Genomic DNA, 15,149 nt, shown 5'->3' with positions numbered 1-15,149 from the left:
CGCGCTCAGTCTCGCTTCGATTCGACGCACTCTACGACCGGGTCGAGCAGGTCGTCCGCGACGGCGTAGGGGTCGGTCTCGCGGTCGAGTACGCGGTCGACGAACCCTTCGATACCGCCGCGGGCCTCGATCTCCTCTGCCAGCAGCTCGGCCGAGTCTTCCCGCAGGAGCGTCCTGATCTCGGCGGCGTAGCGGTCGCGAGCTTTGCTCTCCAGTTGCCCCGACGAGACGAGATACTCGCGGTGGTCGTCCAGTATCGACAGGAGTTCTCCGAGTCCCTCGCCGCGTTTCGCCACCGTCTCGACGATGGACGGCGACCAGGAGGGTTCGTCGTCGGTTTCCTCGTCGGCCCCGCCCCCGCCCGGCGATGTCTTCTCGACCGCACCGTGGTGGCCGGTGGCGACGGCGAGTTCGTCCCGTCGCATCTCGATCATCTCGCGGAGTTCCTGCACGGTCCTGTTCGCCCCGTCGAGGTCGGCCTTGTTGACGGCGAACAGGTCCGCAATCTCCAGGATACCCGCTTTGAGCATCTGTACGTCGTCGCCGCTGGCCGGCGGGACCAGCACGGCCACGGTGTCGGCCATTCGGACGATGTCGACCTCGTTTTGCCCCGCACCCACTGTCTCGATGATGACTTTGTCCTTGCCGAAGGCGTCGAGCGCCTTGACCGCGTCCGTCGTGGCGGTCGAGAGTCCGCCCAGTGAGCCACGCGCAGACATCGAGCGGAAGAACACGTCCATATCACCTGTGTTCGAGGCCATCCGGATCCTGTCTCCGAGAACTGCTCCGCCGGTGAACGGCGAGGACGGGTCGATCGCGATGACACCGACGGTGAGTCCGCGGTCGCGATACTCCTCGGCCATCTTGTCCACGAGTGTCGACTTGCCCGCGCCGGGACTCCCAGTGATGCCGATTACGTCGGCTTGGCCGGTGTGTTCGTGTAACTGTGAGACCAGATCGCGGTAGCCCGGCGCGCGGTCCTCGATCTTGGTTATCGTGCGGGCCAGGGCCCGGTGGTCGCCGTCGAGCAGGTTCTCGATCAACTCCGTCACTGGAGACCACTCCGTCTGTCGCTCCTGTCGTCGCTGGCGCTCCGTGCTGTCGGCGCTGGACGTCCCACGAGAGTCATTGTCGCTCGGGCGCGTTCTCGCGGATGAAATCGACGATCTCGTCCATGGACGCTCCAGGGCCGAAGATGCGCGACACACCGAGGTCGAGCAGTTCGTCACGATCCTCGTCGGGGATGATCCCGCCAACGAGAATCAGCGTGTCCTCTTTCGCGCCGTACTCTTCGAGGCCGTCCATGATTTTCGGGACGAGCGTGTTGTGTGCGCCCGAGAGAATCGAGAGGCCCAGTACGTCCACGTCCTCCTGAACCGCCGCCTGAACGACCTCCTCGGGCGCCTTGTGCAGTCCCGAGTAGATGACCTCGAAGCCCGCGTCGCGGAACGCCCGCGCGATGACGTGTGCGCCGCGGTCGTGGCCGTCTAGCCCCACCTTTCCGACGAGACACCGGATCGTCCGTTGTTCCTGCGCTTCACTCATGCCCTGGTATAACAGAGACTGGACTTTCACTCTTGCTGTTGTCGCCGGGTGTCTGGCCAGCGGCTCACGACCCGTGGCCGAGCATCCGTGTTCGGCATCTCTTGCAGAAACCGCGACGGAACGGCGCATCATCGAACCCATCGTCGGTCCTCGGGATGCTCGTCGGCCCGCGCACGACGTCGCGGAGCAGCCCGATAACCGGGTACGGGGCCGCGAAACACGGCCGCTGAGCCGATCGAATGCGACGGACTGATGCCCGATGGGTCCCCAGAATCGGTATGGCAGTTGCCGACGACCTGCAGCGCTGGCCGAAGGCTCACCCACGCGTCGTCACGACAGTTCTCTCGATTGTTGGATACGCGCTAGTGATCGGCGCGTTCGGTGGAATGCTTCCGCTCCCGGAGTTCAGCCGGGACGTCGTCATCCTTCTGGGTGACGCCATCGCCGTCGTCAATACGCTCGCGCTCGCCGCCATCCTCGCCGGCGTCTACTTCGTCCGGAACGACGAGATTCGCAGACACCGTGCGGCCATGCTGACCGCCTTCACCCTCATCATGATTTTTCTCGTCCTCTACCTGCTGAAAGTCGGCGGCGGGTTCGAGAAAGCCATCGACGTGGGTGGACCGGTCCGGACCGCGTACCTGCTCATGCTCGCCGTCCACATCCTGCTGTCGGCACTGGCCGTGCCCGTTGTTCTTCACGCAGTCGTTCTCGGCCTGACTCGTTCGCCAGCGGAACTGCGGGACACAATCCACCCGAAAGTCGGGCGAGTCGCCGTCACCGCGTGGGGCCTCTCGCTCGCGCTCGGCATCGTCACGTACCTGCTCCTGAATCACGTCTACGGCTGGACGCCGCGAGGTCACAGCGCCGGTCTCCTCTTCCTGCTGGTCTCGATACGGCCGCTTCCGCCTACTCGACTGCCGTCAGACCGTGAGTGAGAACTCGGAGCGTGCGCATCCCTGGAACGGTGTTCACCTCCTCCGGACGTAACCGGGCCGATAGATACCGAGACTGTCCGGTGTACACGTCCGGCCGTGTTATTCGTCCGCCGACCGGGCCGCTCTCTGGCCGGTACGTCGGGAGATACTCTGTATTACGACACCGATACCGGGCGTAATTTCATGTGTATATCCGCCCACTGAGATGCTGTATGGACGACGTAGTTCGGGAATTTCGAGACATCGACGCGGATATGCGTCTTGTACTGACCCTGTCTGCGGTCTCCTGGGATCTGGCGTACCTCAGGGACGACCTCGAGGATGTGTACACGGACGCGGATTTCGATGCGACGTACCGTGAACACATGGGGAATCAGATCTCTTCGGACAACATGCGCCAGACGGTCAACGGTGGCACATACTTCGGCCAGATGTACCTACTCGAAGACATCGTTATCTTCCAGTTCCCGTCCTCACGGTACGAGGCTATCGTGGTTTCGTACGACAGGAACGGGACGGTTCCAGTCGAGCGAGTATTCGACACGGCCAGGAAGTTGGACCTGTGAGGAACTGCTGGCAGGTCTGGCCCCCCTCAGACGACCGGAGTTGATCCGATGAGGACACTCCCGCCGCAGCCGTCGGTCCGACCGTGCTCCGCGCCGGCACATCTGGCCGGTTCGGCGGGGAACGGTGTGACACCGGTCCCACGGGTGTCAGTCCGTCCGTGGAAGCGCTGCGGCACCGCCGGCAAAAAACACCAACGTCAGTCCCGCGAGTACCCCGAGTGAGAACAGCGGGTCCGTCGGCAGGCCCGCGAGCGGTTCGACGCCCTGGCCGTAACTCACCGCCCGTACGCCCCGCGAGAAGTACGTCAGCGGCGATAGCAGAATGGCGGGCCGGAACCACTCCGGCAGCATCGACGGCGGGACGAACGTCTCGGAGAGAAAGAGCAGGGGGAGCGCGACCCCGTTACTCGCCGCGATGACGCCGTCCTGCGACCCGGCGAAACTCCCGAGTAGCGCGCCTCCACCACAGAACAGCGCGACCCCGAGAAAGACGAACGGAATCAACAACGGCGTGAACGCGAGTTCTGCGCCGGTCACGACCGTGATCAACCCGAGCAGGAGGAGTCCGGCCAGCCCGATGATGACGACGTTGACCAGCGTCTGGGCCAGCAGCCACTCCCACCGCGACAGCGGCGTCGTCGCGAGCTTCTCGAACTGGTTACCCTCGCGGTGGCGGGCGACCTCGCTTCCGACGCGGGACAGCGGCGTGAACAGAACCACGACTGCGAGGTAGCCGGGCACGTAGTAGGCCGCAGGCTCGGTGAACAGACCGGTCCCGCCACCGCCGGTCTGGACCAGCGACCCGAAGATCAGGATGATGATGACCGGAAAGAAAAACGTGAAGAAAACCGCCGTCCGTCGCCGGAGGAACGACTTCCCGGCGGCGACGGTGGCGGCGCCGACCCGCCCGGCTGCACTCATCGGTGCGTCCCTCCGTCTCGACCGTTCTGGCCCCCGTCGGCGAGAGGCGTCTCGCCGCGCCGGACCGTCTCACCGCTCGCGGTCACGGCCTGCCCGGTGAGGTCGAGATACACGTCTTCGAGGTCGGGTTCGGTCCAGCTGAGAGACTCGTAGGCCGCGCCGGCCGCGTCGAGCGCGGCGACGACCGCGCCGATCTCCTCTGGCGGTACGTCGTAGACGGTCAACTGCCCGTCCGCCAGCTCGGCGGGATAGTCCAGCTCTCCGGCGAGAGCGGCGTCGGTATCGGTATCGACCACCAGCCGGCTCTCCCCGCCGTGGTCGGCGACCAGAGCGTCGGGCGAGTCGCGAGCGACGAGTTGCCCGTCGGCGACCAGCCCCACCTCGTCGGCCAGTCGCTCTGCCTCGGCCATGTAGTGGGTCGTCAGGAAGACGGTCGTTCCGCCGGCCGCGAGGTCTTCGATGAGTCGCCAGAGTGCCCGCCGACCAGCAGGGTCGATCCCCGTCGTCGGTTCGTCCAGCACGAGCAGGTCCGGGTCGTTGACCAGCGCCGTCCCGACACAGACCCGGCGCTGCTGTCCGCCCGAGAGCGCCTCGTACCACGTGTCCGCGTCGTCGGTTAGTCCGACATCGTCCAGCACCGCCGCCACCGGGCGCGCGTCGTCGTACAATCCACCGTAGTAATCGAGCAACTCCCGGGCGGTCAGGCGCGCAGGCGGGTCGAACGACTGGGGTAGTGACCCCAGCCGTGCCCGCTCGACTGCCCGTGGCGGCTTCCCGAATACCCGCACGTCGCCCTCGGCGTCCGTCGTGCCGAGCAACGCCCGGACGAGCGTGGTTTTCCCCGCGCCGTTCGGTCCGATCAGCGCGAACACGTCCCCTTCGTCGACGGCGAGTGTGACGCCGTCCAGCGCGGTCGTGTCACCGTAGACCCGGCGAACGTCCTCGGCGACGACGGCTGCTGTCATTGTCTGACCGCGGACCGGTATCGTCCTAAGCCCGTCGGTTCGGCCCCGCTTAGACGTGGTCACGCACCCGACGGACGATGTCGTCTACGTCGTACTCCGATTCCTGTTTGTCGTACACCAGGTCACCGCTGACGGTCACGCGGAACACGCCGTTCGCCCCGGTTCGCAACGTTACCGCGTCCAGTTTCTCTCCGAACGTCGCCAGCAGTACGTGTTGGACGTTCTCTGCACGCTCGAGGAAGCCACAGGGAACGCAGTACTCGATTTCGACTTCCGGCATACCTAGTCTTCGAGACTGAACAAAAAAAGGATTCGTCACCGCCCGAACGGTCGCCAGTACAGTAGTCCCACCGTCACCACGAACACGAGCGTCGAGAGGCCGTAGGACTGACTGTACACCGCGCCGGCGATGGCGCTCCCACTGCCGAGAACGCCGGTCGCCAGCGAAGCGAGCACGGGCCACGTACAGCTGACACAGGAGAGCAGGCCGAGCACACCGGTCACCGCCGAGCCTGCGGCGTCCAGCACCGTCGCGTACACCAAGTACGCCAGCGCGACGTAGCCGACGAGTTTGAATGGGAACAGCGCCGCGGAGAGGACGCCCCCGTTATAGATTAGCGTCGGTGCCCACCCCGGCGGCAGCGCCAGCACCGTGAGCCGCAGACTCCGTCCGGCGGCACTACTGGCGGGACCGACCAGACCGCCGAAGTACGCCAGCACCGCGAAGTAGCCGACCGCAATGACACCGGCGAGCCAGCGGTCTCGATCGTCGGCAGACGCCGGCACCGTCTTGAATATCGCCCACAGGCCGACGTTGATCCAGACGAACGGGTAGACCCAGTAGCGGACGGCCAGGAGACTCGTCAACTCACTCGAACTGACGAGCCAGTAGACACCCAGCAGGAGTACCTCCGAGTTGACGACCATGGCGGCGATCAGCAATTCCTCTCTGTCCGGTCTGAGTCCCGCGAGTCGATTCGAAATAGAGGCGTCGGTTGTCATACGGCGAGTGCGTCGACGACGATTGCCAGTAGCAGGGCCCCGAGGTAGGCGTTCGACGCGTGGAACGCACGGAACGCCGCGGACTCGTCGCGTTCGCGGTGGAGGCGAACGACCGCCCAAAGGAACACCGCGCCGAGTCCGGTCGTCGTGACGGCGTACACCCAGCCGAGATTCGTCAGCGCCCCCAACCCGGCAGCGGCCAGCAGCGTCGTGGCCAGCCACAGCAGAATGTGTTTCCGGGTGGTCGCTTCACCACGAACGACCGGCATCATGGGGAAACCGCCGCGCTCGTAGTCGTCTTTGTACGCGAGCGCGAGGTTGTAGAAATGCGCCGGCGTCCAGACGAAGATGACGCCGGCCAGCATGAGTCCGGGCAGGCCGATGGTCCCCGTTACCGCGGCCGACCCGATCAGGGCCGGCAGGGCACCAGCTGCCCCACCGATGACCGTGTTCTGTACCGTGTTGGGCTTGAGCACCAGCGTGTAGATGACGCTATAAAACAGGATGGCTGACAGTCCGAGCGCGGCAGCGAGCAGGTTCACCTGCAGGAAAACCGCCACGGAGGCGGCCGTCAGCACCAACCCGAACGTTACGGCGTTGCGGACGGGAAGCTGGTGGGTCGCGACCGGTCGGTCGCTCGTCCGGTCCATCTTCTTGTCCCGGTCACGTTCGAGAACGTGGTTGAACGTCCCGCTCGCGCCGATGGCGAGAACGCCGCCGCCGAGCGTCAGTGCGACGGTCCGGACCGCGAGGTCGGGGCCGGCAGCGAGTGCCATCCCCGCTGAGGCGACGAGACAGAGCAGCCACATCAGTCGTGGCTTCATCAGCCGGAAGTACGCGCCAACGACGTGTGTGACTCGCGCCAGTGAACTGTCCGGGAGCGACGGTTGCTCGCTGTCTTCGGACGCTTCTTCCGCGGGTGGTGTCGGTTCCAGTTCCGGTTCGGGTTCGGGTTCGGTCGCCGGTCGTCCGACGTCGCGGGGCTCCAGTTGCCAGGCGAGCGCGAGGGTCAGACCGGCGAAGATGCCCATCCCGGTGAGCAGGTGGGCCGCCGGGAACGGGTTCGCGGCGGTGGTGGTCGCGACCTGTGCGCCGAGTACTACCTGCAGTGGAAACAGGACGAGCGCGAAGGCCAGTGCGGCCTTCACCCGCCGTGACACCGTCGCTCGTCGCAGACCGGTCCAGGCGGTGGCGAGGACCAGTACACCTACGAGCGCCGCGGCCACGCGGTGGCCCCAGGCCACCAGCAGCGGCGGTTCGGCCAGCGTCGGGGGACGGGAACACACCGGCCACGTCGAGCAGGCGCTCGCGGCGTCCGCGACGGCCGCAGTCGCGCCGGCGACGACGAGCAGGTACACGCCCACGGCCGACCCTGCCAGAAGCGTCGCGAAGCGGGGACGAGAAACGTGTCCGGTCATGGCCGTACCTCTCACTATTTAGAGGTTAGTGGGGCCATACTTATGACCCGCGCTTTCGGTCGGTCGCGCACTCCCCACCAGCGGGCGAAACCGTCGCAGGGGGACCGCACTCGCGCGAAGACAGCAGCTATTTATGGCCCAGTTCCTAAGCGTCGCTTAATGATGAACCGCAAGCGCGTCGGGGCGTTGGCGCTTTTCGGTGCTGCGTTGCTGCTGACGGCGGTCGAACCCGCGGCCGCCCAGTCAGGGTATGCGTCGACCACCGAAGGGGCGATCTGGGAACTGAACAGTAATCTAATCTACGTGGCAGTCCCGATTACGGTCCTCGTCGAAGGGATACTTATTTACACCGTCTGGAAGTTCCGAAACAGTGACAAGGCCAGGCCGACGCAGGAGAACCGTCGTCTGGAGATTACTTGGACCGTCGCGACGGCAGTGATCCTGCTTTTCGTCGGCGTCGCGTCATACCAGGTGCTCGCGAGCCCGTACGTCACTGCGTCGTCGGAGAACACCCTCGAAGGAGACCAACCCAGGGAGATCGAAGTGTACGGACAGAAGTACAACTGGGACTTCGTCTACCGGAACGTCAGTGTAGACAACGCAAGCGCCACGGACGTGTCGTTGGCGAACGTTTCGGTCGAAGGGACGACCGTCGAGAACGTCACCAGTGACGGGGTGATACTATCCGGCGGTTCCATCTCCAGTGCTACGGACGGTGCACTGGACAGCGCCTCCCTCGTCAACGGCACGGTGACTGCTGGCGTCGGCAACGCGTCCCAGTACGAGGACCGCATCGGTGAGCAAGTGAGCTTCGCCGACGTGAGCGTCGGTGGCGCGGCCGTCGAGCGTGCGAGCATCTCCGGTGCCACGGTCCAGAACACGAACAAACTGGTACTGCCGAACGAGAGGAACATCCGCCTGAACGTTACCTCTCGTGACTGGTTGCACGCGTTCCACGCCCCGGACCTGGGACTGAAACAGGACGCGCTACCGGGCGAGTCGAACTACATCGTCACCAAGCCCACGTCGACGGGCGAGTATCCGCTTTACTGCGCCGAGTACTGTGGCGTGGGACACTCCGGGATGCTCGGCAGTATCGAAGTCAAGTCACAGTCCAACTACGAGTCCTGGCTGGCCCAGGCCTGGTTCAGCGCATAGGAATAAGCCGCCGCTCTTTTTTTCCTTTCGCCGCGACAGTTCGTTCCTCACCGGCTAATCACTGGTCGCCGCGTCCGTCGCGTCCGTTTCCCGTTCGGCCTCTTCGGAGAGAAATTGCTCGCCACGGTCGGTCGTCTGGTAGACCACCTCACCGCTGACGGGCTCGACTAGCCCGTGTTCAACGAGGACCGCACACCGACGCTCGACATATGCCAGATGCATCCCCAGTCGGTTCGCGATTAGCGCGAGGTAGCCCGGCTGTGCCTCCTGAAGCTGTCGGAGAATCCGCTCGTCTGCTGACCGCATCCAACTGGGTCGAGACATCCTTTTCGCTCGTAATATGGTAATCGGTCCCACATAACAGTACCGCAACGACAGTTGGCGAGTCCGTCGGTTACCGGCGCCGAGCGATGCAGAGCGGTTGGTTTCAGCAGAGGTTACCGGTCACGTAGACGTCGCCGCTCTGTGTGACTTCGACCCCGACGCCAACTTGATTCGCGTTCTCGTAGAAGACACGGTCCCGGCTGGTGCCAGAGGACCAGTCCGAGACGATCGCCTGCGCGACCTCCTCTTCGGTCTTGAGGAACTCCCCGTCGTGAACTCGTCCGGCGACTGCGTGACTGACCAGTTCGAGGCGGTTGTACCGCGCGTCGACGACGTAACTCCCGGCGTCGGACTTGAACTGACAGGCACTGTACAGTTCGGCCGACTCGTAGCGGTTGCGGCTTGAGTTCCCGTCGATGGTGTGACTGACGCGCGCGTCGTCGGCCATTGCGACGCTGTGGCTATGGGCCAGCGCGTCGAGTTCGCCCGTGACTCGCCCGCTGGTCAACAACTCGGACAGATCACGGCTTGTCCGGCGCTGGTTGAGCAACCGTTCGATCTCCCGGCTTATCTCCTTAGCCTCGAAGCGTCTGGCTGGAATCGTCTCTTCGTCGTCCGGTGGCTGGACGGTGGCCATCTCACCGCCCGGAATCGTCGTCCGCGCGGGCGGGTCGGCCCCGTCGCTGCTCGGTGCCTGCCGCGAACTCTCGTCCGCCGTCGGGGTCGACGCACCCACCGTCTCGGCGCCACCACCGCCGATCTGCATTCCGATGAGGACGCCAACGCCCATAGAAGCCAGAACGATAACGCCGAGCACCGATAATGCCGCCTTATTCACCATACTATCGCTCTCCTAACCGCCGCAGTAATTCAACTTTTGGTGCTATTACCACACTCGTAATTGGCCATTACACGGGCGATTGTATGCGGTCTCTCGAACCCACACTCGTCGTCCGCCCGACGGGCGTCAGCTGGGTCGCTTCAGAGAGAGCGCCGTCCGGTCGAACTCACAGACCAGTCGGTCGTCCTCGCCGACGACGAGCGCCTCGACGCGCATCGTGACGACGCCGCGGTCTCCGTCGCTGGTCTCGCGTTTGTCCGTGACCGTCGACTGCGCTCGAATCGTGTCGCCGTGATAGACCGGCGCCGGGTGTTCGACGTTGTCGTAGGAGAGGTTCGCCACGATGGTCCCGTCGGTCGTGTCGGGAATCGTGAGCCCGACGGCGAGGCTCATTGTTAACAGCCCGTTGACGATGCGCTCGCCGAACTCGGTGTCGGCTGCGAACGCCGAATCGAGGTGGAGCGGCTGCTGATTCATCGTCATATCACAGAACCGCTGGTTGTCGCTCTCGGAGATGGTCCGGCGCTTCTCGTGGTGAATCGTCTCTCCGACCTCGAACTCCTCGTAGTACAGGCCAGGCATGTCCGACCTCTCGACCGCCCCGAAAATAAACGCTGGCGTCCGCCCGGCGGGGGAACGGACTTACGCCTGGGCGAACACGCCAGCGTATGGCCCGTAGAAGTGTGTTGTTCTCACCCGGTGACCAGCCCGCACTCATGCGAAAGGCACCCGGCTCCGGTGCCGACGCGGTCGTGTTCGATTTGGAGGACGCGGTTGTTCCGGACCGCAGGCCTGTCGCCCGGGACGCGATACACGAGGTGCTCACCGACGCCGAATTCGACCCCGAGTGCTCGGTCTGGGTCCGTGTCAACCCACCGGGCACAGTGGCAGACGCCGACGTGGCGAACGCGCTGGCCGACGCGTCGCCAGTCGATGCCGTGATGCTCCCAAAAGTCAGTGACGTGGCGGGGGTCGAACGAGTCGTCGGCCTGCTCGACGAGTACGGCGTCGACGCTCCCGTTGTCGCACTGATCGAATCGGCGGCGGGCGTGTTACACGCCGAGGACATCGCCGCCACTCCCCGAGTCGACGCTGTCGCCATCGGTGCAGAGGACCTCGCGGCGGACATCGGTGCGACCAGGACCGACGACGGTGTCGAAGCACTGCACGCCCGCGAGCAGGTCGTCCTCGCCGCCGCAGCAGCCGGCGTCGACGCCCTGGACACGATTCACGTCGATGTCGACGATACCGACGGACTGGAGTCGGCCGCCGAGTTCACCGTCCAACTCGGATTCGACGGGAAACTGGCAATTCATCCCGCGCAGGTCCCGGTCATCAACAACGCGTTCACCCCCAGCGAGGAGCGCGTCGACTGGGCGAGACGTGTCCTGGACGCCAGAGACGAGGCCGACGCGGAGGGCCGGGGCGTGTTCCGCGTCGACGACGAAATGATCGACGCGCCCCTGATCGCGCAGGCCGAACAGGTCCTCGACCGCGCCCGCGCCGCCGAGCAACGGTGACAGTCCTTGTACAATATTAATTCCTCCCCATGATAATTACACCATCAAAGTTAAACCCGAAACGGACAAGAAACGTTGCATGTCCGGCGAGGTAAATCCGTTCGAGAGTCTGCAGGAGCAGATCGACGATGCGGCCGCGTGTGTCGACGTGGATGCTGACGTCCTCGAACGGCTGAAGCGGCCCGAGCGAGTCCTCGAGACGACACTCTCAGTCGAGATGGACGACGGGTCTATCGGCGTATTTACAGCCTTTCGATCGCAGTTCAACGGCGACCGCGGACCCTACAAGGGGGGAATCCGGTACCACCCGAACGTCAGCCGCGACGAGGTCACGGCGCTCTCGGGGTGGATGGTGTACAAGTGTGCGACCGTCGACATCCCCTACGGCGGTGGGAAAGGCGGCATCGTGATCGACCCGCGAAAGTACTCGCTGTCGGAACTCGAACGGGTCACGCGGGCCTACGCGAAAGAGCTCCGGCCGCTGATCGGCCCGGACCGGGACATTCCGGCCCCGGACGTCAACACCGGACAGCGGGAGATGAACTGGATCAAAGACACCTACGAGACGTTAGAAAACACCACGGCACCGGGGACAGTGACCGGGAAGGCACCGACCAGTGGCGGGAGTGCGGGCCGCGTCGAGGCGACCGGTCGGTCGGTGATGCTCACCGCCCGCGAAGCGTTCGAATACCTCGGCAAGTCGGTCACCGAGGCGACCGTCGCCGTCCAGGGCTTCGGCAACGCTGGGTCGGTGGCCGCGCGCCTGATCGACGAGCAACTCGGGGCCAACGTGGTCGCCGTCTCCGATTCGAGCGGTGCGGTACACGACCCCGACGGTCTCGACGTGGCGGCCACGAAAGGGCACAAAAACGAGACCGGTCAGCTCTCTGGCTATCCCGGCGCGAGCGAGGAACTGACGAACGACGAACTGCTGACGATGGACGTGGACCTGTTGATCCCCGCGGCGCTCGAAAACGCAATCGACGAGGAGATCGCCCGGCGAGTCAGCGCCGATATCATCGTCGAGGCCGCGAACGGACCCCTGACACCCGACGCCGACGACGTGTTGACCGACCGTGACGTAGCGGTGTTCCCCGACATCCTGGCGAACGCGGGTGGCGTCACAGTCTCGTACTTCGAGTGGGTTCAGAACCGACAGCGGTTCTACTGGACAGAGGAGCGCGTCGTCGACGAACTCGAACGGATTATTACCAACGCGTTCGACACGCTCACAGAGACTTACGAGGACAAAGACGTGCCTAATTACCGGACCGCGGCATACGTCACCGCCATCGAACGCGTCGCCAACGCTGCCGACGAGGCGGGCACGTTCCCCTGACCGTCCGCGCGTCGGCAACGCTAAGGTTTTACACCCGCTGGCCGTAACCCAGGCGTGTCTCAGTACGAGCGAACAGTGCGGGTTGACGCGCCGTTCGAGGAGGTGTGGGACTTTCACTCCCGTATAACTGGTCTCGAAGCGCTCACACCCGGCTGGATGAATCTGGAGGTCGAATCCGTCATCGGTCCCGACGGCGCCCCCGACCCCGGGATTCTGGAGACCGGCGCACAGATCGAATCGTCGGTCCGCCCGCTGGGCCTCGGGCCGCGCCAGGAGTGGACCTCCGTCATCGCGGAACGCGAGGAAGGCGACGGGTCCGCGATGTTCCGCGACACGATGGAGGGTGGCCCGTTCGCCGAGTGGGAACACACACACGAGTTCTTCGCCGACGGTGACGGGACCCTCGTTTCCGACAGCGTCGAGTACGAACTCCCGCTGGGCGGACTCGGGCGGGCTCTCTCACCGCTTGCGGTCGTCGGGATGGAGCCGATGTTTCGGTACCGTCACGGGCAGACCAAGAAGCGACTGGAGTAGGCGGGTTTCCGAATCACTAAGGCCGCGCCGCTTCTGGCCGCGGATATGCGACTGGAGGAGTACTGGGGCGTCGGTCCCAAGACGAAGGCGGTACTGGCCGACAGTATCGGTGAGGCCGCGGCAATCGAGGCCATCGAGAACGCCGACAGCCGGGCGCTGATGGACGCCGGGCTCGGTCGGGGGCGTGCCACCCGGATTCTTCGGCGTGCCAACGGTGGGGACGGGATGGCCGTCCTCTCGACCCGGGACACGCGAGCGGTGTACAAGTCGATGCTCGACCTGGCCAGTGAGTTCGCCGTCACGCGGCACGCCGAGGACCGCATCCGCGTACTGACCCCGCTCCGTGACCGTGCAGCGATGACCGACCGGCTGGACGCGGTCCTCTCGGCCGTCGACGCCTGGACCGCCCTCTCCGAGTCCGACCGCGAAGCCGTCGTCGAGGCGTTCGGGGCACACGACAGTGTGACCGGTGGCGAACACTCGGCGGTCGAGACGGCAGTCGATTTGCTCGACGCCGGTGTCAGCGGCGGCGTCTTCGACCGCGTGGCTGCGCTGCACCGCGATGCACTGGCCGATGCCGCCGACGCACTCGCGGCGCTGGGTGAGGACGGGGTCGACCGCGGCGTCGACGACCGCCTCGACGAACTACGCGACCAGTACGCCGCCGTCGACGAACTCGCCGCCAACCGCAGCGCGGTGGTCGAGTCGGTCCAGGAAAGCGCCCGCGGGGCCGAGGAGTTCCGCGAGGCGTTCCGCCGCCACATCGTCGACGAGACCACCGTTCCGGCGGCTACGATCCGGGAAGCGATGCCCGGCGACGCCACCGACGCCGCCGACTTCGTCGGAGAGAGCCTCCGGAACCTGGCCGACGGCCGCCGGACCGCGGTCGAAGAGCGGCGAGAGGAGCTCACCGCCGACCTGGAAGGCGCCATCGAGGACGCCCGTGAGGAGATCGATGCCGCCGTCGCGGCCGTCGACGACGCGGCACTGTACGTCTCTCTGGCTCGTTTTGCAGTAGCATTCGACCTGACGCGACCGGCGTCGCCGACGACGGTGAGACCGTCGCCGTCGCACAAGCCCGGAACCTCGAACTCCAGGCGGCCGACGTCACCGTCCAACCCGTCGACTACGCCGTCGGTGACCACGATTTGGACGTTTCGAGCGGGTCGCCGCCGCCGAGCGACCGCGTGACCGTTCTCACTGGCGCGAACAGCGGAGGGAAGACCACCCTGCTGGAAACGCTCTGTCAGGTACAGTTGCTCGCGCAGATGGGGCTTCCCGTCCCGGCCGACGCCGCCGAAGTCGGCATCGTGGACGTGATCGTGTTTCACCGCCGGCACGCCAGCTTCAACGCGGGCGTCCTGGAGTCGACGCTCCAGACCGTAGTGCCGCCGCTGACCGACGACGGCCGGACCCTGATGCTCGTCGACGAGTTCGAGGCTATCACCGAACCTGGAAGCGCCGCCGATATGTTGCACGGACTGGTGACGCTGACCGTCGACGAGGACGCACTGGGCGTGTTCGTCACCCACCTCGCCGACGACCTCGAACCGCTACCCGACGAGGCTCGAACCGACGGCATCTTCGCAGAAGGGCTCGACCCGGATCTGGACCTCTCGGTCGATTACCAGCCCCGCTTCGGCACCGTCGGCAGGTCCACACCGGAGTTCATCGTCTCGCGACTGGTGGCCAACGCCGACGACCGGAAGGAACGTGCGGGGTTCGAGACACTCGCCGCCGCGGTCGGTCAGGAGGCCGTTCAGCGCACGCTAGCAGACGCCAAGTGGTCACAGGACTAGTCGATACCGTCGAGATCTTCGACGGCGACTGCAAGTGCCGTTCGGCCGTCCGGCCCCGGTTCGTCGAGGGTTACTTTCGCGATCAGATTCCCTTTTTTCGGCGTGTACGTCACTGACTCGACGCGTCCGTGAACGGCCCGCCCACCGACCATGGCGCGGACCCGCTGGCCCTCCGTCGGCCGACTCCCGAGTTCGTCCATACATACCGTTACGACCGAGCCGACCTGTGTCTTGTGGAACCACCAGCCTTGGACCACGGTCACACCGCGGACTGTCGGA

General features: G+C 65.2%; 17 protein-coding genes and 1 pseudogene. 7 read left to right on the top strand and 11 right to left on the bottom strand.

The annotated features are described in order from the left end of the window. Positions 1-5: 5 nt before the first annotated feature. A complete protein-coding gene (meaB, locus tag Q0964_RS17205; RefSeq protein ID WP_299270184.1) occupies positions 6-1,052 on the bottom strand; it encodes a methylmalonyl Co-A mutase-associated GTPase MeaB in 1,047 nt (348 codons plus the stop codon). 73 nt (positions 1,053-1,125) lie between these two features. Then, a complete protein-coding gene (locus Q0964_RS17200; protein WP_299270181.1) occupies positions 1,126-1,545 on the bottom strand; it encodes a cobalamin B12-binding domain-containing protein in 420 nt (139 codons plus the stop codon). A gap of 278 nt (positions 1,546-1,823) precedes the next feature. Between Q0964_RS17200 and Q0964_RS17195 the strand changes: the two genes are divergently transcribed. Then, positions 1,824-2,483, top strand: a complete 660-nt coding sequence (locus tag Q0964_RS17195) for a DUF420 domain-containing protein (protein WP_299270179.1) — start codon at positions 1,824-1,826, stop codon at positions 2,481-2,483. A gap of 212 nt (positions 2,484-2,695) precedes the next feature. Continuing rightward, positions 2,696-3,049, top strand: a complete 354-nt coding sequence (locus Q0964_RS17190) for a DUF7522 family protein (protein WP_299270176.1) — start codon at positions 2,696-2,698, stop codon at positions 3,047-3,049. Positions 3,050-3,196: 147 nt separating this feature from the next. On the opposite strand, the gene Q0964_RS17185 is transcribed toward Q0964_RS17190, so the two are convergent. From Q0964_RS17185 to cyoE, 5 genes are read right to left on the bottom strand one after another with little or no spacing between them, the layout of a single operon-like run. Beyond that, a complete protein-coding gene (locus tag Q0964_RS17185) occupies positions 3,197-3,970 on the bottom strand; it encodes an ABC transporter permease (protein WP_299270173.1) in 774 nt (257 codons plus the stop codon). Further along, on the bottom strand, positions 3,967-4,935 hold the full coding sequence (locus tag Q0964_RS17180) for an ABC transporter ATP-binding protein (RefSeq protein ID WP_299270171.1): 969 nt from the start codon (positions 4,933-4,935) through the stop codon (positions 3,967-3,969). Before Q0964_RS17180 ends, Q0964_RS17185 begins: the two co-directional genes overlap by 4 nt. A 49-nt stretch (positions 4,936-4,984) precedes the next feature. Next, the gene (locus Q0964_RS17175; RefSeq protein WP_299270168.1) at positions 4,985-5,215 is read right to left on the bottom strand and encodes an Rdx family protein; all 231 of its coding nucleotides are present in this window, start codon (positions 5,213-5,215) and stop codon (positions 4,985-4,987) included. Positions 5,216-5,250: 35 nt separating this feature from the next. Continuing rightward, complete coding sequence (locus Q0964_RS17170) at positions 5,251-5,937, bottom strand: DUF7546 family protein (RefSeq protein ID WP_299270165.1); 687 nt, start codon at positions 5,935-5,937, stop codon at positions 5,251-5,253. Next, positions 5,934-7,355 (bottom strand): heme o synthase, encoded by a 1,422-nt coding sequence (cyoE, locus tag Q0964_RS17165; protein WP_299270162.1) that lies wholly within the window; start codon positions 7,353-7,355, stop codon positions 5,934-5,936. Before cyoE ends, Q0964_RS17170 begins: the two co-directional genes overlap by 4 nt. 159 nt (positions 7,356-7,514) lie before the next feature. Between cyoE and Q0964_RS17155 the strand changes: the two genes are divergently transcribed. Then, positions 7,515-8,513: a cytochrome c oxidase subunit II gene (locus tag Q0964_RS17155; protein ID WP_414652184.1), complete on the top strand. Its 999-nt coding sequence runs from the start codon at positions 7,515-7,517 to the stop codon at positions 8,511-8,513. 54 nt (positions 8,514-8,567) lie between these two features. Here Q0964_RS17155 and Q0964_RS17150 read toward each other — a convergent pair whose 3' ends face one another. The 3 genes from Q0964_RS17150 to Q0964_RS17140 all read right to left on the bottom strand — a co-directional run bounded on the left by Q0964_RS17150 (position 8,568) and on the right by Q0964_RS17140 (position 10,260). Beyond that, on the bottom strand, positions 8,568-8,819 hold the full coding sequence (locus Q0964_RS17150; protein ID WP_299270160.1) for a helix-turn-helix domain-containing protein: 252 nt from the start codon (positions 8,817-8,819) through the stop codon (positions 8,568-8,570). Between the two features lie 121 nt (positions 8,820-8,940). Beyond that, positions 8,941-9,678 (bottom strand): spore germination YkwD domain-containing protein, encoded by a 738-nt coding sequence (locus Q0964_RS17145; protein ID WP_299270157.1) that lies wholly within the window; start codon positions 9,676-9,678, stop codon positions 8,941-8,943. A gap of 126 nt (positions 9,679-9,804) precedes the next feature. Beyond that, positions 9,805-10,260, bottom strand: coding sequence for a MaoC family dehydratase (locus Q0964_RS17140; RefSeq protein WP_299270154.1), 456 nt, complete (start codon positions 10,258-10,260; stop codon positions 9,805-9,807). 86 nt (positions 10,261-10,346) lie between these two features. Between Q0964_RS17140 and Q0964_RS17135 the strand changes: the two genes are divergently transcribed. From Q0964_RS17135 to Q0964_RS17120, 4 genes and pseudogenes are all read left to right on the top strand, one after another. Then, on the top strand, positions 10,347-11,198 hold the full coding sequence (locus Q0964_RS17135; RefSeq protein WP_299270151.1) for an HpcH/HpaI aldolase/citrate lyase family protein: 852 nt from the start codon (positions 10,347-10,349) through the stop codon (positions 11,196-11,198). A 79-nt stretch (positions 11,199-11,277) separates the two neighbouring features. Next, on the top strand, positions 11,278-12,537 hold the full coding sequence (locus tag Q0964_RS17130; RefSeq protein WP_299270148.1) for a Glu/Leu/Phe/Val family dehydrogenase: 1,260 nt from the start codon (positions 11,278-11,280) through the stop codon (positions 12,535-12,537). A gap of 54 nt (positions 12,538-12,591) precedes the next feature. After that, positions 12,592-13,071 carry an SRPBCC family protein gene (locus Q0964_RS17125; RefSeq protein WP_299270145.1) on the top strand — a complete coding sequence of 160 codons (480 nt, stop codon included), beginning with the start codon at positions 12,592-12,594 and terminating at the stop codon, positions 13,069-13,071. Between the two features lie 45 nt (positions 13,072-13,116). Then, positions 13,117-14,870 (top strand): annotated as a pseudogene (locus Q0964_RS17120) (MutS-related protein). Here Q0964_RS17120 and Q0964_RS17115 read toward each other — a convergent pair. After that, positions 14,867-15,070 carry a hypothetical protein gene (locus tag Q0964_RS17115; protein WP_299270142.1) on the bottom strand — a complete coding sequence of 68 codons (204 nt, stop codon included), beginning with the start codon at positions 15,068-15,070 and terminating at the stop codon, positions 14,867-14,869. The pseudogene Q0964_RS17120 and the gene Q0964_RS17115 overlap by 4 nt on opposite strands. Positions 15,071-15,149 lie beyond the last annotated feature (79 nt).

It is taken from the genome of Halorientalis sp., assembly GCF_028275115.1.
Classification (GTDB): Archaea; Halobacteriota; Halobacteria; order Halobacteriales; family Haloarculaceae; genus Halorientalis.
Note: the sequence above shows the minus strand (reverse complement) of the source record. Positions and strands in the feature narration are given on the sequence as shown.